Here is a 24403-nt window from a genome sequence, read left to right on the forward strand (position 1 = left end):
AGGAGTCGATCATGGACGTGTCTCGTCGGACCGTGCTCAAGGCCCAGGCCGCAGCGGCGGCGGCGGCTGTCGCCGGTATCGACCTCCCGGCCGAGGCGCAGAACCTCGCGGCCGGCGAGGACATCGCCCTCAAATGGTCGAAGGCGCCGTGCCGCTTCTGCGGCACAGGGTGCGGCGTGATGGTCGGGGTGAAGGACGGCCGCGTGGTGGCGACGCACGGCGATATGCAGGCTGAGGTCAATCGCGGCCTGAACTGCGTGAAGGGCTATTTCCTCTCGAAGATCATGTACGGCGAGGACCGGCTGACGCGGCCACTGATGCGGGTGCGCGACGGCAAGTTCAACAAGAACGCCGAGCTGCAGCCGGTCTCCTGGGACCAAGCCTTCGACGAAATGGCCCAGCAGTGGAAGCGGGTGTTACGTGACAAAGGGTCCAAGGCCGTAGGCATGTTCGGCTCGGGCCAGTGGACCATCTTCGAGGGCTATGCGGCGACCAAGCTCATGCGGGCTGGCTTCCGGTCGAACAACCTCGATCCGAATGCGCGCCACTGCATGGCATCGGCCGCCGTCGGCTTCATCCGTACCTTCGGCATGGACGAGCCGATGGGGTGCTACGACGACTTCGAGCATGCCGACGCCTTCGTGCTTTGGGGCTCGAACATGGCGGAGATGCACCCGATCCTGTGGACGCGGGTCATCGACCGCCGCCTGAGCGCACCGCACGTCCGCATCGCGACGCTCTCGACTTACGAGCACCGCACGACCGAGCTGTCGGATCAATCTCTGATCTTCCAGCCTGGGACCGACCTCGCCATCCTGAACTTCGTGGCGAATTACATCATCCAGAACGGCGCTGTGAACCGCGACTTCGTCCAGCGTCACGTGAACTTCCGGGTTGCCAACACGGATATCGGCTACGGCCTGCGGCCCGAGCACGTGCTGGAACAGCGCGCCACGCACGCCAACGAGGCCGCCGCTTCGCAACCGTCGAACTTTGATGCCTATGCCCGGATGGTGGGAGAGTACACCCTCGAAAAGACCGCCGAACTGACCGGGGTGTCGAGGGAGCGGCTGTTGACGCTCGCAAAGATGTACGCCGACCCGAAGACCAAAGTGATGTCGCTCTGGACGATGGGCTTCAACCAGCACGTCCGCGGTGTCTGGGCGAACCACCTCGTCTACAACATCCATCTGCTGACCGGGAAGATCTCAGAGCCCGGGAACAGCCCCTTCTCCTTGACTGGGCAGCCGTCGGCCTGCGGGACGGCCCGCGAGGTTGGCACCTTCTCGCACCGCCTACCCGCGGACATGCAGGTCAACAACCCCGAGCACCGCAAGAAAGCCGAGGAGATCTGGAAGATACCTCCCGGCTTGTTGAACGGCGAGATCGGCTACCATGCCGTGCAGCAGGACCGCATGCTCAAGGACGGTAAGCTCAACGCTTACTGGATCATGTGCAACAACAACCTGCAGACGGCTCCGAATACAAATACCGAGACCTATCCGGGATACCGTAACCCGGCCAACTTCGTCGTCTGCTCGGACGCCTACCCGACCGTGACCGCGATGGCCGCGGACGTCGTGCTGCCCACGGCCATGTGGGTGGAGAAGGAGGGTGCCTACGGCAACGCCGAGCGCCGAACCCACATGTGGCGCCAGCTCGTCAACGCGCCTGGCGAGGCACGCTCGGACCTCTGGCAGCTGATGGAATTCTCGAAGCGATTCACCACCGACGAGGTCTGGGCGCCGGAGATCCTGGCCGCCCATCCGGAGTACAAGGGCAAGTCCCTCTTCGACGTGCTCTGGCGCAACGGCAGCGTCGACCGTTTCGGCCTGGATGAGGTCGTGGCGGACCACGAGAATTTCGAAGCGAAGCAGTTCGGCTTCTACATCCAGAAGGGCCTGTTCGAGGAGTACGCCTCGTTCGGGCGCGGCCACGGCCACGACTTAGCGCCCTTCGACCTCTACCACGAGGTCCGCGGTCTTCGCTGGCCCGTCGTCGATCGCAAGGAGACGCGCTGGCGCTATCGCGAGGGACATGACCCCTACGTCGAGAAGGGAACTGGCTGGCAGTTCTACGGAAACCCCGACCGCAGGGCGGTCGTCATGGCGGCACCCTACGAGCCGCCGGCCGAAGCGCCGGACCAGGACTACGATCTCTGGCTAATCACGGGCCGCGTCCTTGAGCACTGGCATTCGGGCTCGATGACCATGCGGGTGCCGGAGCTCTATAGGGCCTTCACTGGCGCCGTGATGTTCATGCATCCCGATGACGCGCAGCAGCGCGGCCTCCGTCGTGGGCAGGAGGTTCGGATCGTGTCCCGACGCGGTGAGATCCGCTCCCGGGTCGAGACACGGGGACGCAACAAGATGCCGCCGGGGCGTATCTTTGTGCCGTTCTTCGACGCAAGCCAGCTGATCAACAAGGCCACCCTGGACGCGACGGACCCGATCTCGAAGCAGACCGACTTCAAGAAGTGTGCCGTCAAGGTAATCGCCGTCGCCATGACCGAGCGCGGAGCGGAATGATGCGTCGTCTCCTGCTCTCCGCCTGCGCCGGCTCGGCGTGCCTCGTCGCGGGAGCCCTATTCGCGCAAGAAGCTCCCCGGTTGACCGGCCCGGACCCGTTCACCAAGGAAACGCCAGCCCCGCCGATGCAGCGGCAGGTCACCGATGACGTTCGTCGCAAGCGCAACTACCCGGACCAGCCTCCCCTAATCCCGCACGCCATTGAGGGTTATGCGCTCGACCTCAACGCGAACAAGTGCCTGACCTGTCACGCCCGGAAGTTCACCGAGCAGTCGCAGGCGCCGATGATCAGCGTCACGCACTACCAAGACCGCGAAGGGAATACGCTCGGCGGGGTCTCGCCGCGTCGCTACTCATGTCTTGCCTGCCACGTGCCGCAGACTGGAGCGAAGCCGCTCGTCCCGAACACCTTCGTCGACATGGATGCTCTCGTCGAGCGCGAGCCCCGGGGGCGCTGAGATGGCGGCTATCGCGAGGGCGTGGACCTGGTTCTGGCTAAATCCCTGGGTGCGTACGGCCACGCGTCCCCCCGTCACCCTGTCGCTTGCTTTCCTGACGCTCGGCGGCTTCATCGCCGGGGTCCTATTCTGGGGGGGCTTCAACACGGTCCTGGAGCACACCAACACTGAGAAGTTTTGTACGTCATGCCACGAGATGAAGACGAACGTCTTCGAGGAGCTCAAGGGCACGATCCACTACACCAACCGTTCGGGCGTTCGCGCGACCTGTCCTGATTGCCACGTGCCTCATCAATGGACCGATAAGATTGCGCGTAAGATGCAGGCCTCCAAGGAGGTCTGGGGTCACATCTTCGGCTCTATCGATACACGCGACAAGTTCCTGGACCTGCGCCATCGCCTGGCGGAACATGAATGGGCGCGGATGAAGGCCAACGACTCTTTGGAATGCCGCAACTGCCACAGCGCTCAGTCGATGGACGTGTCGAAGCAGAACCCGCGGGCGGCGGCAGCTCATGAGAAGGACCTGTTTACAGGCCAGAAGACATGCATCGATTGCCACAAGGGCATCGCTCACAAGCTGCCCAACATGCAAGGGGTTCCGGGATGGCAGTGACCGGGCGCTGGATGGCCTTCGCGGCATTGGCTTTCTGGGCCGTGGGCGTGTCCAGGCCGCATGCGGATGAGGTGGCGAGCCGGTTCATTGAGGCCGCCTACGCGTCTGCTCTGTTCCAGGCCCAGATCTCGCGCATTACCGCAGCCAAGGATCCGCGGCCCGGTATCAAGGCCCTGGCCGAACGGGTCCGCGACTTCCGAGCGTCTCAGGTGCCGGAGCTCGCCCGGTTGGCGGGAACGACCGGGGTCACGGTGCGGGACACGCTCGACCTTGAATTGCGAAGCATCGTCGAGAACATCGAGCCTCTGGACTATTTGGCGCTTTCCCGACGCTACGCGGAGGTCGAGACGCAGGCCCTCGGCCGTGAGATTGCTGTCTACGAGAATGCTGCACGGTCAGAAGCGCAACAGATCCGCGATTATGCGGCGGCAACATTGTCAACTATTCGCGAGCTCAACAAGGCGGCTCAAACTGAACTCGCGGCAATCGCGCCCTGATATGTTGCCGTTTTGTGCAGGCAAGGAGAGCAAGAACGCTGAACGACGGCGGGCATATCGATAAGCGCGATTTACCTGACCGGCCGGCCTTCGACTCAGGATGAGCATTGCTCGGGTGATAAGTCCAGGCCGGGGATTCACGATGGGGTGGTAGATGTTGCCTGGCAAACAGGATGACTGGAGATGTCTTGGCTGTCATCTACAAGGGGCCGCTGACGGAACCATAGCGGACGTCTGAGGAGGCTTTGTCCGCCACAACGGGCTTGACTGTTCTGGCGGGTTCTGAGGGTTCGGGGGTCGAGCCGCTTGGGCCGGCTGGTTCTCGCGTCGCCACGCACTCGGCGTCATGCCTGACCAGCGCCGGAAAGCATGGGTGAAGGCGGCGGGTTCGGAGAAATTCAGCACTGCCGAAATCTGCGTCACGCTCATGCTGGTGTCGGCCAAGAGCTGCTTTGCCACTTGGAACTGCGCCTCGTCCGCGAGCCTCGTGAACGTCGTTCCCTGGGCCTTCAGGCGGCGGCTCATCGTGCGTCGCGTGAGCAGCCGCATGCACGCGACGCGCTCCGCATGGCAGCGTTGTCGGGTCACCTGAGTCCGGAGGTAGCGGCGAAGCTCATCCGTAAAATTGGACGCCTGATCGCCCTCAAGCTGGCGGACGTGGTCCTCTGCGCTCTGGCGGACCGTCAGGTCTGCACCGGCAATGGGCTGCTCAAGAAGGTCGGCTGGGAACACCAAGGCGGCCGCCTCTTGATCGAATCGGACAGGCGCTCGGAAGAAGTGGCCGTAGACGACTGTGTCGCGTGGCTTCGAGCGTGGCAGCAGGACCTCCTCCGGAGCCCAGTCAGCCCCACAAAACGTCCGAAGTATGTTGGTCAGTGTGGCGAGCGCTCTCTCCGAATGGATGGCAGCGCTCTCGGCTTCCGGACCATAGGGGGCGTAGCTCAGGGCGGTGACGTCGCTGTCGGTGCCGAGCCCGATAACCGCGCCCCAGTTCTGCTTGCCAGAGTGTGCTTCGAGAGCCCGCAAGGCGTCACCGACGGTGTCCGAGTGGCGCATCAGCACGCCGAGCTGCCCCAGCGATGCCAGGGTGACGCGCTGGCCGACGAGAAGCCCGAGATGAGGACAGTTCGTCCGTTCGGCTCCGAGGGTGATCAGGCGGCTGAGGGCGACATAGGGAACGCGGTTGCTGCCGTCGAAGAGCCTGGGATCAAGCCCCAACTCGGTAAGGAGGTCGCCTGGATCGGCACCGAGTTCAATAATGGCGGTGTAAATCGCGTGCCCGATTCCGGGACGGCTCAAGGCAACGGGGAGCCGCTCCCCGATTGCGCCGGGACCTCCGGTTCCCGCTGTCCAACGTGAGTGTCCAGGCGAGCCTGCTGTCACAGAAGAGGTCATGGGCCCCCCCCCTGTTAGAGCGCCAATACAGGCGCAAGCATAGCCGTAACCTAGGGCAAGACAGTGGACTTGATCGAATGGGACATCGGCCCACGGCAGGTTGGCAAGAAGGCACTCCACAACATCCAGCCGACGAAGCTCCGCTGTCAGCGGAGGAGTATCCCATTGCGATAAGGTAGATGAATGCGTGCTCGCCCGAACCGATCCGGGCCTTTAATCGACAGTGGCTTGGATGTTCGGCTGAAAATATTTCAAGACGGTGACGAAGCCGCATCGAATGTCCGCTTCGTCGTTTTGATCGCCAGAAGCGGACGAGCGGCTTGCGGCCAGACCCAGTCATTCAGGGCCGTTGACCCGAACTGCCCGAGAACAAACGTTTCCAAGTTCCGCAAGGGGCCGCAACCGGTCCTTCAGGCCGCAGTCGCCTAATGTCGGCCCTTGGCGCAACCCGGATGGCAGAAAGTGGCCGAAAGCAGTTGGTCCATCTTGCGGCGGGTGCCCCAATAAAACCGACATGGGTCGGAGCACCATTCGGCCGCTTAATCGCGGACGAGACGGAATGGAACTGCGGACTGGCAGAAGGGCGCCGAAGCGGCACCACCGTACAGCGCGGCCGCAATGCGAAACCTATTCCGGAAGACGGAATCGTGCCGAGCCGGGCCCCTCGTATAGGTGGCCGTCGGGATTGACCGCGCCGGCGAAGGCGTTGCCCCCCTCACCTTCCGCGCAGACGAGGTCATGACCGGGCTCCTCCGCGACCCCGCACGTTGCAGTCGCCGCTAGTGCTCCTGGGACGAGACGGAAGTCCCCTTTCTCCGGCGCCGTGAAGCCGGGCCTGCCGGTACGTCCGTGGGACTCAATCCCGCGCTCTTGCTTGAGCACGACAGGAAAGCCGTTGCTGCTGACGTCGTAGTCGAACACGCTCGCGAGCGCGGGAAGACTGCGCCCCTGTTCGTCGACGGGCAGCCACCGGAAGCAGTCGAAGAACGGCAGCGTTCCGGTCTCGCCGAGATAGCGGACGAGACCGTCCCCGCCGACCACGCTGCGTCCGCAGGTGCTCGCATCGAATGTCTCGGGCCTCGGCCGACACAGCTCCGGATCGTAGCCGGGCGCGCCTTGTTCGCAGAACAAGAGGGCGTTGTTCCAGTGCCTGAGGTTCGCGGCCGCGCCGATCCCGGTCACAGGCGAGCGAAGATACCAGCTGTTGTTGAACAGGTAGATTGGGCCGTGCTCCGCGTAGCGGTAGGTCCCGGGCTCCGCATCCCGCGGCGGCAGCGCGAGCTTGACGACCCGGCCCTGGAGGCCAGCCTCGCAGGTCTGATCAAGGGGATCCATCCAGGTGACCTCACCGGACGGCGCGACGCTCTCGACTCCGACGGGCAACCAACGGGCGCGTGCGAAGTCGTAGCGGCGGTCGAGCCGCGGGTCGAATGCCCCGCCCGCGGCCGGCTTCTCGACGGGCTGGCGTGTGCAGGGCGGCGGGAAAGATGAATGTCCGGGTAAGTCGATCGCCGGGACATCGTCGAACCAGCCGCGATTGCCATAGACATAGACCGGACCGCCGCCCATGTCGTCGAACGAGAGCCACGCGTGGGAATTTACGATTCGGTTGCGATAGATGCGAACGTCCGTCGCCCAGGTCTCCAGCTCGACCGGATTGTCGCGCACGTACGCGAACAGGTTGTCGTAGATCCAGATGTCTTGGTTAAACGGGCAGGTCTCAGGGGACAGGACCGAGGACTTGAGGTCCTCACAGGCGGTGGCCTTCAGCCGGACGCCGTTGTAGGCTGAAAGGACCGTGTTGCGGCGGAAGATGATCGGGCCCTGCACGTCGGAGCCGCCCAGGAGTGCACCGTTGAAGTGGTCGTAGACGCCGTGGTGACTCACGCCCCAGGGAATGCTCCGCCAGAGCAGGCCCGGGCAACCGAGCGGACTGACTCGATCATCACCGCAGCGGAACGGTCCCGCGCGCCTCAGGGCGGACGTATCGAAGCCGCTCGCGTCCTGCACCCAGGTGACGTCCTCGACCACGAGATCGTGAGTGGGGCGCTCCCGGCTGCCGCGCGCCGCGAGGCCGTAGCTGCTCCCGATCACCAAGGAGCGGCGCAGCGTAACGCGGCGGCTGCCGATCGCGCGAACGGCTGCGAGCCAGCAATCTTGGAACGTCAGGTCCTCAATCGTGACGCCGTCGGTTCGGTCGATGTCGAGGCAGGCCGCCTCAGCGAGCCGCCCGGCGCGCCCGATCGGCACAGCGAGGCGCGAGCGGCGGCGCTCATGCTCTCCTGCCAAGGCCCGGGTTGGCATGGTCAGTGCGCGGAGGAGATCCGGCGCTCGGGGTGCGGCGAGTGCTGTCGTGAGGCCGCCGCAGGCCTGCTCGACGTCATCCTTCGGCATCGGGCAGCCGCGGATCTCCTCGACCGTGCGCCCGACCAGGCGTGTGCGCTGACCGAGCCCCCTGATCAGAACCGGCGGCGTGTCCTGTCCTCCCAGTCCGGACAGCTCGACCCGCTTGCGGTAGAGGGTCGCCACGCCTGGATCCGGGCTGTCGGCGAGGAGTTGAACGACGTCTCCCGGCTTCAATCCCCGCATCGCCTCCGTCGAGAAGGCTTCCGTGTGGGGGGTAATTGTTCGGCCGTCTGCATCGTATCCCGGGCCGCTGCCCGCGGGTGTGACGTAGATCGTCCTTGCTGAAGCGGCCTGAACTCCGAGGTGCAGAAGCGCAACCACGAGCATGTGTCGTGCAAAGCCGGCGCGGCGAAAAGAGCGGAGCCCGGCAGACGGAGACCTAGCCGCGGCGTTCGCGTCATCAACGAAAGCCATCATCGACGCCTTGATCTTCTCGGAGCGGTCCAAGGATGAGATTCGCAAGTCCCCGAGGCCGCGCGACACGGGCGCCCGAGACGAAGGGAACGTCACTCGGCCGGAACGTGCTCGCCCCCCTCCGCATGCACCTTTGCACGCTTGGCGGCCTGACAGGTGTCTCGGTAGCCACGGACCACGGCATCCAAGCCACGTCCGATATCGGCGTCAACCTCTTCAGCCAGATTGGCGAAGGACACCGGCAGGGACCAGTCGGGCGCTTCGAACCTCCGCTATTGAGCAGCACGGTCCCGTGGACCTCGGCCAGCCGGAAGGCGAGGTCGAGCGGATCGACGTTGCACTTGAGGTATGCCACGGCCTCCTCGCCAATGTCATTGTGGGCCCAGAACTCGAAATCGACCATCCCGTAATAGGTATTGTAATTCGGATCGGGTGTGAGCTGGAGCCCGAGCCCCTCCATCATTGACCAAGCACGCCGGTCGACGATCTCCATGCAGGTATCCTGATAGGCATCTTTCACGTCCATCAGCTCCGCAAACGGCGATTGTTAACAAAATGTTCGCGGCCCACTTGATCAAATGGGACGAACATCAAAGCAGACTTATCTATCTTCCTGAAGCTTACGGCTGCGCAATCTTGTGCACCGCAATATTGACTATAGCTTTGGCCAGCAGCGAAATGCAGTGCTCCCTGCAGCCGAAATGCTTTCCTCCGGCCGAGCGTCAGGGTGCACGCCAGCTCGCAACGTAAAAGGCATAATCCAATAGGTCTAGTTCGCGCATGGATCCCGTCTTCCGACGGGGGTGGTGCATCAGAAGGGTACTGCATCCACTGCACTGACGCGTGGGTACGCAGGTACCAGTTGAGGAGGAGTGCGGCATGGCGAGGCGAGTCTGTCGCTGGGCGACCCGTGCTGTCGTGCCGCTGATCGCCATCGCGCTGTCGGGCGCTCCCGGTCATGCGCGGCCCGTGCTGCACGCGCGAGAGCGCGTTGTCGTGAACTACGTGCAGCCGAGCAATCCCGCACATCGCGAGATTTATCGGATACTTCGGCAACAGCGCGTGCTGGACCGGCTAGGCGAGGTCGTGCGCCTCGTGCAGCTACCCCGCCGTCTCACGCTCCGGCTGAAAGGTTGCCGCGGAGAGCCGAACGCGTGGTACGACCCGGACAGCTACGCCGTCACGATGTGCTACGAGATGGCTCAGGGCGTGCTCGACCTCGCGCCGCGCAAGGCCTCCCCAGCGGGGGTTACCCGAGAGCAGGCGATCCGCGGTCCGATTGCCCAGATCCTCCTGCACGAGACCAGCCATGCCTTATTCCACCTACTGCGCGTCCCGATCTTCGGGCGCGAGGAAGACGCAGCCGACCAGCTCGCCGCCCTCCTCATTTTGCATCTCACGCCCAACCGCGCACGGGATCTCATCAGCGGAAGTGGGTATTTCTTCGCGTCACTCGCGCGGCAGGAGTCGGTCGATAAAAGCGGTTTCGCGGACGTGCACGGCACGTCTTGGCAGAGGTTCTACAATCTTGTCTGCCTTGCCTACGGCTCCGATCGGCGCCGCTTCGCCGACGTTGTCGCGAAAGGGTATCTACCCAAGGAACGGTCGGCGTCGTGCGGTGAGGAGTACGAGCAAATCGCCTACGCATTCGGTAGACTTATCGGCCCATATCTGCGCGCGCGCCCTCATCGCGGCGTGCGTCTCCAGCGCGCGTGGCATTCGCGCGAGCCACGATGAGAGCTGCCAACCCGCATCCGAGAGGCGCAATGGCGCTCTCCAATCGAGGTGTCTCAGGCGCCGCCGATGCCAACAAGGCCGACGCTTCTGACTAGGCACTCAATCTTGTCCGGCTCCAGCGTCCGAAGGCGTGACTGACGGCGGCCGGCCCTGAGAGATCGATCGTCGCCGAGATCTGCATAGAACTCAGACTCCTAAAATCGCAGTGGTACATCAAACAGCAGGCAGGCGCAGTTTTTAAGAAATCTCGCGCCATGCCACTGATCAGTTACTGCCGAATGTGTAAGCAGCCATATCCGCCCAGCGCGCATAGGTCTGCGCCGGTCTGAGTAAGCGCAGAATTTCAATGGCAACATCTTGAGCCGTCGCGTTCAACAGGTGCGGGCAGCCCGTGCACATGGCGGCTTAGAAATCCTGGCCGCCTGTTGTTCCTAGCGCCCGCGCGGCGCCGGATCGGGACCGGTGCCTGTCCTGCCGGATCAAGTGAACCACATGGAGCGATGCTAGCGTATTCTACGAGGAAGACTGACGCTGCATGGGCGGCTTTGGCGCCTACTCGGGCACCACGTGGTCCACTGCCTCACGGTGCCCTCCGGCGAGGAGACGAGCGCATGAAAGCTCTCCTGATCTCTACTGTGGCCGCCGTCGCCCTTATCGTGACAAACGCCGCGGCTGACGCGCGCGGCTTCCGTGGGGGCGGTGGCTTCCGCGGCGGCGGCTTTCACGGTGCCGGTTTCCGGGGCGGCGGCTTCCATGGCGCCCGCACGGGCGGTTTCCGCGGCGGTATAGCGCGACCCGGCTGGGGCGCGGCAGGGCCCATCGCCGGACGGCCCGGTTGGGGCGCAGGCCGGGTCGGCTGGGGCTACGGCGGATACCGCGGCTATGGCTGGGGCGGATATCGTCCGTACGGATACGGCCTCGCCGCTGCTGGGCTGGGTGCAGCCGCGGCGGCCGGCTACTACGGCAGCAGCTACGGAGGTTGCGGACCATACGCCACTTACGACCCATATGCCGGGGTATGCACCTCGTACTGAAGGACCGAGCGTCCGGGCGTCAAAATAATCGAGAGTTCGGGTGACTGGACCTATGCGGCATGCTGATGCCGAATGCATTCATTGAGAGTAAGCCATCCACGTCGCGTCATAACAGACTCAACATCAAGCTTGAGTAGTCAAATGGATGCTATTCTTAAACCTCGGCGGCAACCCAAGCGCGCCGCGCAGGCGCACGATCTTGCCCTGATCGATGCATATTGGCGGGCAGCAAATTATCTGTCTGTTGGCCAGATTTATCTATACGACAACCCTTTGCTGAAAGAACCTCTCACAAAAGACCATATCAAGCCCAGGCTTCTCGGTCATTGGGGCACAACGCCGGGTCTGAATTTCATCTATGCTCATTTAAATCGGATTATCCAGAAGCACGATCTCGATATGATCTACATCACTGGCCCGGGGCACGGTGGCCCAGGCTTGATCGCGAATGCCTACCTCGAGGGTACATACAGCGAAGTCTACCCGAACATTTCAGCCGATACTGAGGGGATGAAACGTCTTTTCAAGCAATTTTCTTTCCCTGGCGGCATACCGAGTCATGTGGCTCCCGAGACACCGGGCTCCATGCATGAAGGTGGCGAGCTTGGTTACTGTCTCTCGCATGCGTACGGAGCGGCTTTCGACAATCCAGATCTCATCGTCGCCTGCGTCGTGGGCGATGGTGAAGCTGAAACGGGGCCGCTGGCAACGAGCTGGCATTCGAACAAGTTTCTGAGCCCGGTGACCGACGGAACGGTTCTGCCCATCCTGCATCTGAACGGGTACAAGATCGCAAATCCGACCGTTCTGGCCCGGATCAGCCACGAAGAGCTTGAGTGTCTCTTCCGAGGCTACGGCTACATTCCCTACTTCGTCGAAGGCCATGAGCCGGCCGAGATGCATCAACGCATGGCCGCCACATTGGACGCCGTGCTGAGAGACATACAACGGATCAAGGCTGGTGCACGCGATCACGGCTTCACGAGCCGTCCGCGCTGGCCGATGATCGTTCTTCGAACGCCAAAGGGGTGGACGTGCCCGAAGGAAATCGACGGGCGCCGCACCGAGGATTACTGGCGCTCGCACCAAGTGCCGATGGGCGAGATGCACGAGAATCCAGCCCACGTGCGAATTCTCGAAGACTGGATGCAATCCTATAGGCCGGCTGAGCTTTTCGACGAAGGCGGGCGGCTACGCCCTGAGATCGCCCAGGTTGCACCGACGGGCGATCGCCGCATGAGCGCGAATCCGCACGCCAATGGAGGCGCTCTCCTCCGCGATCTTCGGCTGCCAGATTTCCGCGACTACGCCGTTCCAGTCAGTGCTCCCGGTGCCGCGGTGGCGGAGTCTACGCGCGTGATGGGCCGCTTCCTTCGCGACGTCATGGCGTTGAACGCTGACGCCCGGAATTTCCGGCTGTTCAGCCCGGATGAGAACAATTCAAATCGCTGGCAGGATACGCTGGAGGTCACAAACCGCGCGTGGGTGGCAGAAACCTTTCCGTGGGATGATCATCTCGCTCATGATGGTCGTGTGATGGAGATGCTCAGCGAACATCAGTGTCAGGGCTGGCTGGAAGGATATCTGCTCACGGGCCGCCACGGCTTCTTCTCGTGCTACGAAGCCTTCATCCACATCATCGATTCGATGTTCAACCAGCACGCCAAATGGCTGAAGGTCTGCAACCACATTCCTTGGCGGCGCCCGCTCGCGTCGTTGAATTACCTGCTCTCAAGCCACGTCTGGCGACAGGACCACAACGGCTTCAGCCATCAGGACCCTGGATTTATCGACCACGTTGTGAACAAGAAAGCAGAGGTCGTCCGCGTCTACTTGCCGCCAGACGCGAACTGCCTGCTTTCAGTGACCGATCACTGCCTGCGGAGTCGAAATTACATCAATGTCGTCGTGGCCGGCAAACAGCCGGCCCCCCAGTGGCTCACGATGGATCAAGCGGTCAAGCATTGCACCGCGGGGCTGGGGATTTGGGAGTGGGCGAGCAACGATCGTGGTAGCGAACCCGACGTCGTGATGGCCTGCTGCGGGGATGTTCCGACTTTGGAAACTCTCGCAGCCGTTGACCTGCTCCGCCGCCATGCTCCGGATCTCAAGGTGCGCGTCATCAACGTCGTGAACCTGATGAAGCTGCAGCCCGACACCGAGCATCCACACGGCCTGTCAGATCACGACTTCGATGCGCTGTTCACGACGGATAAGCCAGTTATCTTCGCTTTTCATGGGTATCCGTGGCTCATTCATCGCCTCGTCTACCGTCGACACGGGCACCCAAATTTTCATGTCCGTGGCTATAAGGAAGAAGGCACGACGAGCACGCCGTTCGACATGTGCGTGATGAACGACATCGACCGGTTCCATCTGGTCAGCGACGTCATCGACCGTGTGCCGGGACTGGCGACCCGGGCTGCCTATGCCAAGCAGGCGATCCGCGACAAGCTGATCGACCACCGAGAATACATCTGCCGACGCGGCGACGACATGCCTGAAGTGTCGGGCTGGTCGTGGAGCCAGATACCGGCGGCGCGCGGCGCCAGCTCGACGGAGAGCGACAATGTGTGAGGAGGGACGCTTCGGCCAGCGTCGGGTCCAGTGAGACCGGCACTCAGCGCCGCGATCTTCGACGTGGACGGCGTGCTCGTGAACTCGCCGCACGAGCGCGCGTGGCGGGAAGCGCTGACCGGGTTTGCCGACCCGACAGGCTTCACGACAGCGTTCTATCAGGCCAACGTTGCCGGAAAGCGGCGCCTCGAAGGCGCGCGGGCAGCTCTTGAGCGACTCGGCGGCCCGCAGGCTGCCGCCCGGACGGCTGAGTACGCGGCCAAGAAGCAGGCCCTCATCGACAGCCTCATCGAGGAAGGCAGCTTCGAGGTCTTTCCTGATGCCCTGCGCTTCTCTGCCGCGCTGAAGACGGCCGGGCTGCGGCTGGCTCTGGCCTCCTCTTCGAAGAACGCCGCTGCGATGCTGGCTCGCCTGAGACTGCCGGACGGGCGCACGCTACTCTCGCTGTTCGATGCCGACCTGAGCGGTCGCGACGTGCCGAAGGGCAAGCCGGATCCCACCCTCTTTCTGCTCGCGGCTGAAGCCGTGGGTACGCCGCCGGCGCAGTGCGTCGTGGTGGAAGACGCGCCCGCCGGAATCACAGCGGCGCGCGCAGCCGGGATGAGGTCACTCGGGATCGCCCGACTCAGCGACGAGGCGCTGCTCCGTGAAGCGGGGGCGGATCTCGTCGTGACAAGCCTCGATCAAGTCGAGATCGCTGCCCTGGCCACGGGCACGTTGCGCGCCCGGGCCGCCCTGGAGCCCGCCGCAGATGCTTGAGGTGTTTCAGCCAACGAAAGAACCCGGCTGGGTTCTGGCGCACGAAGGCTACAGCGTGCTCACGGAGAGCGCCGTCGAATCCCGCTTTGCTCTCGGCAACGGCTTTCTCGGCATGCGTGCGGCGCGCTCGTTGAGCCGAGGGCCAACCTGGGCGAGCTGGCTCGGCTACATCCGCTGGGCCTCATGGCCGCGCTGCTACGTCGCTGGGCTGTTCGACATGCCCAATACCGAGCCGCCCGTCCCGGCGCTCGTACCCGTCGCCGATTGGTCGCGGGTTCGCGTGATCCTCGACGAAGAGCCGCTTGTTGCCCGCGAGGGGGAGTTGCTCCACGGGATTCGCCGGCTCGACATGCGGCGCGGCTTGCTGCTGTCCGAGTGGACGCATCGAACGCCGGCGCAGGTCACCGTCGCGGGGCACGAGCTTCGCCTCCTGTCGCTGGCCGACCGGTCGGTGGGACTGCAGCTTCAGCGGATCGCGCTGGACCGCGACGGCGTCGAAGTCCGCGTTGAAGCCAGCTTCGGGCTTGCTGGCCTCGGTATGGAGCCGGTGCGTCTCGAGAAGGATCTGGGTGCCTGGCGGACCGAGGGTACGGGCAAGGTCGTCGCGATGGCAGGCGCCGCATCGCTGTGTCTGGACGGCGCCTCGGTCAGCCCCGAGCGCCCGTTCCCGCTGCGATGGGTCTGGCGCTGGCGCTCGACGGCTGGCCAAGTCGCCGAATTTGCTCGCTACGTGGCCGTCGCTCGGGCCGACCGGCCGGACGAAGATCCAGGACGGCGGGCAGGTGCTGCCCTTGAACGAAGCACCTCTGTGGGCTGGCGCGCGGTCCTTCAGGAGCATGAGGCCGTCTGGGATGCACATTGGGCGGATGGGGGCATCCGCATCGCTGGCGACGATGACCTGCAGCGCGCTTTGCGCTTTGCTGTCTACCACCTGACAAGCGCCGCGAACCCGAGCGAAGATCGTGTATCGATCGGCGCGCGCGGGCTGACCGGCGATGCCTATTTCGGTCACGTCTTCTGGGACACCGAGATCTACCTTCTGCCGTTCTACACCGCGGTCTGGCCGGAAGCGGCCCGCGCGCTGCTGATGTACCGGTTCCACACGCTACCCGGTGCACGGGCGAAGGCTGCGCTTTGTGGTTGCAAAGGTGCGCTCTACCCCTGGGAGTCGGCCGATACCGGCGCGGAAACCACGCCGGAGTCGGTCCTGGGACCTGACGGACGGCCGATCGAGATCCTGACTGGCAAGATGGAGCATCACATCAGCGCCGATATCGCCTACGCGGTCTGGCAGTACTGGCGCGCCACTGGTGACGACGACTTTTTCCGCGATGCGGGCGCAGAGATTCTTATCGAAACCGCGCGGTTCTGGGCATCCAGAACCATCGCCGAGGCCGACGGCCTGCGCCACATCCGCCATGTGATCGGGCCGGACGAGTACCATGAGGATGTTGATGACAACGCCTTCACCAACGTGATGGCACGCTGGAACATCGCTCGTGCCCTGGAGGCTGTGGACGTGCTGCGGGCGCGTTGGCCTGACCGCGCCGCGACGCTTTCGGCCAAGCTTGCGCTCGACGACGCCGAGTTCGAGGATTGGCGGGACGCGATCGCGCGGATCGTCACCGGTCTCGATCCCGCGACAGGATTGTACGAGCAATTCGCCGGGTTCCACGCACTGAAACAGCTGAACGTAGCGGACTATGCCGACCACGCGCTCCCGATTGACGTGGTCATCGGCCGTGAGCAGACCCAAGGTTCACAGGTGGTCAAGCAAGCCGACGTCGTGGCGTTGCTAGCCTTGTTGCCCGGGGAGTTCCCTGGGGAGAGTGCGGCGATCAATTTCCGCCATTACGAGCCGCGCTGCGCCCATGGCAGCTCATTGAGCGCGGCAATGCATGCACGCGTGGCCGCGCGTCTGGGCGACGCGGACATGACACTCCGCTATATGCGCGAGACAGCCTCTCTTGACCTCGATCCCGATCCGAACAGCGCCGGCGGCATTCGGATAGCTGGGCTTGGCGGGCTGTGGCAGGCCGCGATCTTGGGCATCGCGGGACTGAACTTGGCGGGCGAGACGTTGGAACTCGATCCCAAGCTGCCGACCTCCTGGTATCGTCTGTCGTTCAAGGTCCGGTGGAGAGGACGGCTCGTCGAGCTCAACGTCACCGGTGATGGGGTCGAGGCGACACTGATCGAAGGTGACGCGATGGACATCACTGTTGGAGGCAACACAGATAACCTGAAACCTCAGTCACCGCTGCGAATTAGCGTACTGTCGAAAGCTATGCGGGGCCTTGCTGACGTTGATGTTTGACGCAGTTCGCTGACCATCCAGCTCGAGGTGCATCGGCAGAGGTCATCCAGCGATGGAGAGCAGGCCGATGACCTGCACGCTGAGGACTTTCACGATGGTCATGGAGGGAAAGATCATCGCATAGCATACGTCTGGCCGCTCTGTCGGTGCCGTACGCACGGAATAGGCCAGAATCGCGGGATTGCCCGTGGCGCCCGAAGCGACGCCGAGCAGATCGTCGAAGGGGATTTTGAGCAGGTAGTAGCCGGCAACCAGCACGATCCCCACTGTGGTCAGCAGCACCGCCACACCAATCAGCAGCATCAGCGGTCCGGTCTGCGCTACGGTGGTGACAAAGGCTTGGCCGGAGTTAATCCCGACCGTTGCCAGGAACAGCGTCAGGCCGAGGTTCCGTAGCACGATATTGGCGGGCAATGGCATGACCCAGCTGAGCGGCCCAGAGCGCCGAAGCCTGCCAAGGATCAGTGCCACGATGAGGGGACCGGCGCCGATGCCGAGCGTGACGACGCCCAAACCCGGCACCGGAATCGGGATCAGACCGAGAAGAACGCCGAGCACCATGCCGAAGCCGACCGAGACATAGCTGAAATCCGCGGCCGACTTCACCGTATCGCCGAAATGGGCCCGCGCATCGGCCACGTGGTCGGGTGCCACGAGGATGCCAACCCGGTCGCCCAGCTCCAGCATCAGGTCCGGCGAGGGCATCAGGTCCATGTCGTAGCGTCGGACATGCAGAACCCGGATCGGCACGCCCGAAGGCAGAGGCAGCTCCGCGAGCCTCACCCCAGTCAGCGCCGGCTTCGAGACGAAGAAGCGCTGATAAGTGAGGTCACCGCGATCCCTAGCGAGCCGACCGCTGTCGACATGTCCGAGGGCAGAGGCAACCTCCTCCACGGCCGCCGCCCGATCCGCCGCGATCAGGAGCGCGTCGCCGGGATGCAGCTCAAGGTCCGGATCGGGCAGCTGATTGCGGTGCTCCTGCCGGACGCCAGCGATCTGCACACCGTCCGGCAGGTTCGCAATGAGCGCGCCGAGCGTTGCGCCGGCAGCCGGCAGGCGCTCGACGGTGACCTCGCCGATGTGGAAGCGGGCAGGCTGCGGTGGAAAAACCGGCTTTACGCGCCGCGATATGAAATAGAGGCAGAGTATTGGGCCGATCACGCCGAACGGATAGGTGACGGAGTAGCCGATGGAGGGATCCCGATTCCCGATTGTGTCGAGGGCAGCCTGCAGGGCCGCCGTGCTGACCATTGATCCGGCGAAGATGCCGAGCGTGTGGCCAAGGCTGATTTGAAAGACTGCGCCGAGGCCGAGTGCGACCAGCAGGCCGGCGATGACCGCAACGGCTGCGAGCAGGTTGTACATGCGCCCCGGTCCCGACAGCCCCTCGAAGAACTGCCGCCCGTAGAGAATGCCGATCGCGTAGAGGAACATGATCAGCCCGACCAACCCGAGCGGCCCGGCGACTTGCACCTTGGGCGCGATCGCGCCGATGAACAGGCCGACAAAGAGCACAGCGCCTACGCCGAGCGAGAAGTCCAGAACCCTGATTTGCCCCACCGCATAGCCGAGGCCGATGGTGAGGAAGAGTGCGAGGATCGGCTGTGTCCCGATGAACGCGCCAAGTGAGGCCAACATGGGAGAGCTCTCCGCTTCCGTGCGCCGGCCCCTCCACTCCGGAGGAACAACGGCGCGGCCCGCACTGACTCGGCGAGCAACGATTGACCCGGCCACTCCTCTCACCGGATCGGACCCGCCGCTGACGACCGGCAGCGCGCGGGCTGGTCAGTGCCGCTCGATGAAGCCCTGAGGGTCCGCTTGCACCGCCGCGAGTCGGCGGGTCAGGACCGGCTCCGCGGAGGACAGGACGCAATCTTCACCAGCGTGCGAGAAATCCAATCGCTCGCCGCTCAAAAGCCGATAGGTCGCCGACGAGCGATCGATCTCGATCCGCACCGTCTGCCCTCGCACCGCCAAGACGAGCTTCAGGGCCGACCACGCGTTGGGCAGAACGGGATTGAACGAGATACACCCCTCATGGTCGCGCAGTCCGACGAAACCATGGGCGAGGGCGAGCCACGTACCGCCAATTGCGGCGACATGAGCACCGTGCATCATGTTGCCCCCAATATCCGCCATGTCCATCGCCGCCGCGAACTCAAAATACTCGAGCGCTCTCTGATGGAGCCCGATCTCATTCGCGATGATACTCTGAACGCAGACAGACAGGGACGAATCGTGTGTCGTCAGAGGGTCATAATACTCAAAATTGTTTCTTTTCTCATCATGTGTGAAATTATTACTTAGCAAAAGCATGGCCATCACGACGTCAGCCTGCTTTATCACCTGAGACCTGTAAAGATTCAACGGGTGATAGTGTAGCAGGAGCGGATAATTGTCCTCTGGCGTTGACGCAAAATTCCATCTCTCGAGGTTCAGAAAATCGTCATCCTGAGGATGAACCTTGAGGCGCTCGTCGTAGGGAACATACATCCGCTCGGATGCCTCCTCCCAGTCACTGAGCTCGGCATGATCCAGGCCCGTGCGAGCGACCAACGCAGCAAACTGATTGGGGCGCAGGCGCTCCAGAGCGCGCACCGTCCGAACGGCGTAGCGCAAGTTCTCCCGTGCCATCAGGTTGGTGAAGCAATTGTTGTTGACCAGCGCGGTGTATTCATCCGGCCCGGTCACGCCGTTGATGCAGAAGCGGCCACCCTTGATGTCGGAGAAGAAACCGAGATCCAACCAGAGGCGAGCGGTCTCGATCAGGATCTCCGCGCCGTAACTCCAGAGAAACTCCTCATCCCCGGTGACCTCTACATATTTCCGCATCGCGTAGGCGATATCGGCGTTAATGTGGTACTGCGCAGTTCCCGCCGCGTAGTAAGCCGATGCCTCTTCACCGTTGATGGTCCGCCACGGGAAGGTGGCTCCTCTGTGCCCCAGCTCTCGAGCCCGTGCCCGTGCCTTGTCGAGCATGTCGTAGCGGAACTTGAGAATGCTGCGGGCGATCGCAGGATTCGTATAGATCAGGAACGGCAGAACGTAGATCTCCGTATCCCAGAAGTAATGCCCTTCGTAGGTCCGGCCTGTCAGTCCCCTGGCGCCGATCCCGTGACCTTCCGCCCGCTCTGAGGCCTGCAGAAGCTGGAAGAGATTCCACCGGATCACCTGTTGCGTTCTCGGCTTCTCGCTCTCCACCGTCACGTCGGCTCGCGCCCAGAAGCGCTCGACATCGCTCCTCTGGCGCTCGAGGATCGCTTCGAAACCCTGCCTCGTCGCACGATCGAGGGTTGAGGCGGTTTGGAACAGGATCTGCGCGGGGTCGGGAATATCGGAGTAGTGGTAGCTCAGGTACTTGCAAATGCGGAGCGGCTTGTTCCGCGCCAACGTGCAGCGAAACAGGACGGCAGCAACATCATCGTCGCAGGCCAGCTCGGTGAGGATCGAGCATTCGGACGAGACACTGTGGTCCATGCCGCAGCCGAGGCTCAAGCCAGAGCTACCTGTCCGGTAACTCAGCATCGCCCGCAGCCCTGCGGAACGTGTTCCCGTGGGGTGCAGAACCCGACCGACGAACCCTTCCGCGAGACGCGGGTCCGTCGTGTCGGTGTCCAACGGCTGAGCATTCTCGAGTTCCGACGAGACTGCGACCTCGACGTCCATGTCCTCCGCGGTCAGCTCGAACTCGATCGCGGCAAGATGCCGGTGCGCGAGGGAGACCAGTCGAACGGTCCGCATGTGCAGACGCTTGCCTGTCGCCGTCACCCAGCGAACGTCCCGATTCAGTGTGCCGGTCTTCAGATCGAGGGAGCGCCGGTAGTCCAGAATCTCGGCTCGCGGCACGGCGAACGGCTCGTCATCGACGAAGAGCTTCAGGACCGTACCGTTCGGGCAGTTCAGGATACTCTGGCCAACCGTCGGAAAGCCGTAGGCATGCTCACCGTAGGAAATCGGCCGATGTTCGTAGAAGCCGTTGAGATAGGTGCCCGCCTCCCGGACCGGCGTGCCTTCCTCCGCTGCGCCGCGGATACCAACATATCCGTTCGAAAGCGCAAACATCGTCTCAGCTTGTCCGGTCAGTTCACGCGCAAGTCTCGTGTCGTAACGGACGGCCTCGAACGCCCAGGGGTTCGGCGGGAAGATATCTATGGGCGGAATGTAGCGTGGGCGCAGCATAGATCATCCATTCGAGCGGCTGCGGCTTATTCGATTCGTCAGAGCTCGGCCGGATTCGAATTCCGAGATGCTTTCGAGAGTTGTTCCAAGAATTGTCTCCAGCGCCTCGCGCGTGAAAAAGGCCTGGTGCCCTGTCACGATCACGTTCGGAAATGAGATAAGGCGCTGAATAACGTCGTCGGAAATTACGGAACTCGAAAGATCTCGATAGAACAGATCCGCCTCCTGTTCGTATACATCGATCGCCATTCCGCCGAGTCGGCCTGACTTGAGCGCGTCGATCGCCGCATCGGTGTCGACCAACCCGCCGCGGCTCGTATTGATCAGGAGGGCACCATGCTTCACGCGCCCCAGCGTTCGCGCACCGACGATGTGATAGGTCTCGGGCGTGAGCGGGCAATGCATCGAGATGACGTCCGCCGTCTCAACCCCTTCGGCATCAACGTAGCGGCCGCCGATCCTCTCAAACTCGGGTGAGTGGTGCACGTCGAACCCAAGCACGGTGCAGCCAAAGCCGGCCATGATCCGGCCGAAAATGGTGCCGATCTTTCCGGTTCCGATCACCGCCACAGTGCGCCCGACGAGATCGAACCCCATCAGACCATCGAGCTTAAAGTTCCCCTCTCGCGTTCGATTGTAAGCCCGGTGGATCTTTCGATTCAGCGCCAAGAGCAGGCCGACTGCAAATTCCGCTACCGAATTGGGGGAATAATTGGCAACTCGCACAACTTTAATTCCGAACTCGTCAGCAGCCTCCAAATCGATATGGTTGAAGCCCGTGCATCGTGTCGCAACGAGCTTCGTTCTACCTTGAGCAAGCTGTTTGAGAACGGCGCGGTCAACGGTGTCATTGACGAAGACGCTGACCGCCGGAAATTCCTCCGCAAGTGATGCGGTCTCGGGTTCGAGCAGCGCATCGAGATACACGAGTTCATGACCGTGTCTCGCATTGAGCTCGCTCAGAAGCGCGCGCTCATAGTTTTTCGCGCTGAACATTGCAACTCGCATGCTCATGCCTCCCTACTAAGGCGCTGCGGTTCCGTCTGCCAGCGCTTCGTCGAGCGAAGTGGATATCGGTCCTTAAGAATACGGCCCGTTCCACATATAATCAGCCACCTCTTGCTCAACCCGCGTGTGCTGCGATGCCTGCCGCGCAGTGCATGGTAAGATAAGCTTGCCTTCGTTCTTTCCGCCTATCTCACACGGGGTGAGCTCTTGCGCTTGATTAATGAGGACACTCGATCAACAAGGACGTCGATCAGTCCGGGCGACCGGTTGTCGCCAGCGCCAGTACTACCGACAAAGACTGAACTTGGTGCGACCAGCGCGCGATGATGCGGCCGAAGCTCCATGGGCCAGGCCAGTGGTCAGTCCGCCGCGCGCCAGACCTCTCCGTGATAGGCGAACCTCGTCCCTTCACTCACCAGCGCGGCAAGGCCCGTCAGCGCCGGGTCTCGGACCGTGATCACGCTCGTCGGGATCGCGCGCATCATCTTGGCGAAGGGCGCCTTGCGCTCAAACGCTTCGCGAAATCCGCCCCGTTGCAGAACTTGTACGATCCGCGGTGCAATGCCGCCGCCAATGTACACACCACCAGTAGCGAGGAACGTTAGGGCAAGGTCGCCACAGACGCGACCAAGGATACGGGCGAACAGGTCTAGGGCCTCAGCCGAATGCGGATCTTCCGCTGAGAGTCCGGCTCGGGTAATCGCGGCCGGGTCAAGCTTAGTCTGTGGCGCTCCGGAGCGGACGTGCCGGACCGCCGCGTAGAGCCGCCCGAGACCGGGCCCGGAGAGCAGCGCCTCCACTGTGACGCGCCCCTCAACGCGCTCGACCGCACGCCAGATGCGCTCCTCGAAGTCGTCAGTCGGTCCAAGCTCTGTGTGTCCAGCCTCGGTCGAGACGATCGCCAGGCAGTCTGCATATGGCACGAGAGCGGCCGCGCCGAAGCCGGTGCCGGGGCCGAGAACGAGGCGCGCGCCCTTCGCCTCCCGGCAAGTCGGGCCAATCGGAGTGAGGTCGTCCGGCGAGATGGCGGCAGCGCCGGCAGCTACGGGCACGTAGTCGTTGACGACGACGACGCATGTAAGGTCAAAATCCAATCCGACCCGGGCTACCTCGATCACCCAGCCAGCATTGGTGAGGTGCAGTGCCGGACCGTCGACGCGGCCAGCGATGGCGAGGATAGCCGAGCGCGGGGACGGCCCATCGGTGGCACCTTTGGCCAGTGCGACGCGGATCGCGCTCGACAGATCGGCGTGCTGGCGCGTCATCTCGCGACTGAGCAGGTGAGGACTACCACCTTTCCTCGTTATCAGGGCGAACCGGGCGTTGGTGCCGCCGATATCGCCTACGAGAACCGGGAACTCCAACATGCTGAAATACCCATTTGCATCCGTGAGCGAGTACGTTGAAGCAGCTGATCGGTTGTAGCCGCGTCTGCGACCGCGGTGCGTTCCGCAACTAGCTCGCCTTTGTGTCGGCAGCGGGTGCGACTACCTCGGCCGTACTCGGCAAAGCCGTCTCTATGGCTACTGTCCGGGCCTGAAACAGCGAGGAATATGCCACTGCCATGTTGGCCGGAACCTCGGGTGTCAATGACTCATCAGGCAGCAAACAGACGAGCTCTGGAGAAAATTTCGCGTCACACCACCGAACAGCCACTCCCGCAGGCGAGAGCGGCCATATCCGCCCATCACCACGAGGTCTGCATCGGTTCGGTTTGTGAAGCGCAGAATTTCATCGGCAACGTTCCGACTCGTCGCATTCAACAGTTGCGTGGCAACCTGTGCGCCGTGGCGGCTAAGAAACTCTGCGACCTGCTCGGCACCGTCGAAGCGGGCCTCCTCGCCTGCGCTCACAACGTGGACTTGTTTTGCGCATCGGATGAACGGCAGGGCGGCCGAGACCGCGCGGCGTGCCTCGGGCGCGTCTTTCCAAGCCACGACAATTCGTTCGGCCTTGAGGTGATCTGAGCCGGGCGGTGTCATCAGCACCGGACGCCCGGCTTCCATCAACACAGCACCGGGCGAGGTGGCCGTGTCTCCGGCTCTGTCGTCCTTCTCGCGCCCAACAACCACGATGTCCGCAGCCAGCGCCTGCCGGACGAGAAAACTTGCCGCATCAGCCTCCGCTTGCAACCACTTTGTCCGGATTCCGGCGCCACAATTCTGCTCGAAGAGGTTCTGACACCGCATTAAATCCTCACTGAGCTTGGCTTGCTCCTCCTTGTAGGCCGCCTGGATTGACTCGAGGTCATCGCCCGGCCCAGGATTTGGGATCTTGCGGGCTGCGACGCCGGTGAGCGTGGCCCCGAAGCGCTTGGCGAGACCGGCCGAAAGGCGAACGCGAGCGGCTGCCGTAGCCCCTAGGTCAAGGGAGACCATTATGCTCGCGATAGTCATTTTTTCGTCTCCCCACATGCCGACGTCTGTACTGCGCACTGAGATTGCTGAGTGAACCATACTTCATACGCGATGAATTGAT

The 24403-nt window shown here is 63.0% G+C and carries 17 protein-coding genes; 9 read left to right on the top strand and 8 right to left on the bottom strand.

The genetic code is table 11. From position 1 onward, the window contains the following. Nucleotides 1–11 precede the first annotated feature (11 nt). Genes napA through ACYCO6_RS30290 form a run of 4 tightly spaced genes read left to right on the top strand, consistent with a single transcriptional unit; the run spans nt 12 to nt 4099 of the window. Entirely contained in the window at nt 12–2528 is a 2517-nt protein-coding gene (napA, locus tag ACYCO6_RS30275; RefSeq protein ID WP_459766292.1) for a periplasmic nitrate reductase subunit alpha, read from the top strand. Then, a complete protein-coding gene (locus tag ACYCO6_RS30280; protein ID WP_459773785.1) occupies nt 2528–2986 on the top strand; it encodes a nitrate reductase cytochrome c-type subunit in 459 nt (152 codons plus the stop codon). The genes napA and ACYCO6_RS30280 overlap by 1 nt, the downstream gene beginning before the upstream one ends. A gap of 1 nt (nt 2987) precedes the next feature. Next, the gene (locus ACYCO6_RS30285; protein ID WP_459766295.1) at nt 2988–3602 is read left to right on the top strand and encodes a NapC/NirT family cytochrome c; all 615 of its coding nucleotides are present in this window, start codon (nt 2988–2990) and stop codon (nt 3600–3602) included. After that, nucleotides 3593–4099: a DUF4142 domain-containing protein gene (locus ACYCO6_RS30290; RefSeq protein WP_459766297.1), complete on the top strand. Its 507-nt coding sequence runs from the start codon at nt 3593–3595 to the stop codon at nt 4097–4099. The genes ACYCO6_RS30285 and ACYCO6_RS30290 overlap by 10 nt, the downstream gene beginning before the upstream one ends. A 195-nt stretch (nt 4100–4294) precedes the next feature. Here the strand turns inward: ACYCO6_RS30290 and ACYCO6_RS30295 are convergent, their stop codons facing one another. From ACYCO6_RS30295 to ACYCO6_RS30305, 3 genes are all read right to left on the bottom strand, one after another. Beyond that, complete coding sequence (locus ACYCO6_RS30295) at nt 4295–5398, bottom strand: AraC family transcriptional regulator (protein WP_459766299.1); 1104 nt, start codon at nt 5396–5398, stop codon at nt 4295–4297. Between the two features lie 723 nt (nt 5399–6121). Next, the gene (locus tag ACYCO6_RS30300; protein WP_459766301.1) at nt 6122–8083 is read right to left on the bottom strand and encodes a hypothetical protein; all 1962 of its coding nucleotides are present in this window, start codon (nt 8081–8083) and stop codon (nt 6122–6124) included. Between the two features lie 217 nt (nt 8084–8300). Then, a complete protein-coding gene (locus tag ACYCO6_RS30305) occupies nt 8301–8807 on the bottom strand; it encodes a hypothetical protein (protein WP_459766303.1) in 507 nt (168 codons plus the stop codon). Nucleotides 8808–9193: 386 nt separating this feature from the next. Here ACYCO6_RS30305 and ACYCO6_RS30310 point away from each other — a divergent pair, with 386 nt between their 5' ends. The 5 genes from ACYCO6_RS30310 to ACYCO6_RS30330 all read left to right on the top strand — a co-directional run bounded on the left by ACYCO6_RS30310 (nt 9194) and on the right by ACYCO6_RS30330 (nt 16738). Continuing rightward, nucleotides 9194–10051, top strand: coding sequence for a DUF4344 domain-containing metallopeptidase (locus tag ACYCO6_RS30310; protein ID WP_459766305.1), 858 nt, complete (start codon nt 9194–9196; stop codon nt 10049–10051). Between the two features lie 611 nt (nt 10052–10662). Further along, on the top strand, nt 10663–11085 hold the full coding sequence (locus ACYCO6_RS30315) for a hypothetical protein (RefSeq protein WP_459766307.1): 423 nt from the start codon (nt 10663–10665) through the stop codon (nt 11083–11085). 141 nt (nt 11086–11226) lie between these two features. Then, nucleotides 11227–13662, top strand: coding sequence for a phosphoketolase family protein (locus tag ACYCO6_RS30320; protein ID WP_459766309.1), 2436 nt, complete (start codon nt 11227–11229; stop codon nt 13660–13662). 30 nt (nt 13663–13692) lie between these two features. Further along, nucleotides 13693–14421: an HAD family hydrolase gene (locus tag ACYCO6_RS30325; RefSeq protein WP_459766311.1), complete on the top strand. Its 729-nt coding sequence runs from the start codon at nt 13693–13695 to the stop codon at nt 14419–14421. Continuing rightward, nucleotides 14414–16738 (top strand): glycoside hydrolase family 65 protein, encoded by a 2325-nt coding sequence (locus ACYCO6_RS30330; protein ID WP_459766313.1) that lies wholly within the window; start codon nt 14414–14416, stop codon nt 16736–16738. The genes ACYCO6_RS30325 and ACYCO6_RS30330 overlap by 8 nt, the downstream gene beginning before the upstream one ends. Before the next feature lie 42 nt (nt 16739–16780). Here the strand turns inward: ACYCO6_RS30330 and ACYCO6_RS30335 are convergent, their stop codons facing one another. From ACYCO6_RS30335 to ACYCO6_RS30355, 5 genes are all read right to left on the bottom strand, one after another. Beyond that, entirely contained in the window at nt 16781–18472 is a 1692-nt protein-coding gene (locus ACYCO6_RS30335; protein ID WP_459766315.1) for an aspartate:alanine exchanger family transporter, read from the bottom strand. A 51-nt stretch (nt 18473–18523) separates the two neighbouring features. Then, a complete protein-coding gene (locus ACYCO6_RS30340; protein WP_459766318.1) occupies nt 18524–20917 on the bottom strand; it encodes a glycoside hydrolase family 65 protein in 2394 nt (797 codons plus the stop codon). Nucleotides 20918–20920: 3 nt separating this feature from the next. Beyond that, nucleotides 20921–21925, bottom strand: coding sequence for a 2-hydroxyacid dehydrogenase (locus ACYCO6_RS30345; RefSeq protein ID WP_459773786.1), 1005 nt, complete (start codon nt 21923–21925; stop codon nt 20921–20923). Between the two features lie 359 nt (nt 21926–22284). Further along, on the bottom strand, nt 22285–23292 hold the full coding sequence (locus ACYCO6_RS30350; RefSeq protein WP_459766320.1) for a glucokinase: 1008 nt from the start codon (nt 23290–23292) through the stop codon (nt 22285–22287). Between the two features lie 219 nt (nt 23293–23511). Continuing rightward, nucleotides 23512–24321, bottom strand: coding sequence for a universal stress protein (locus tag ACYCO6_RS30355; protein WP_459766322.1), 810 nt, complete (start codon nt 24319–24321; stop codon nt 23512–23514). Between the last annotated feature and the right edge of the window lie 82 nt (nt 24322–24403).

Source organism: Methylobacterium sp. CM6257 (assembly GCF_054611515.1).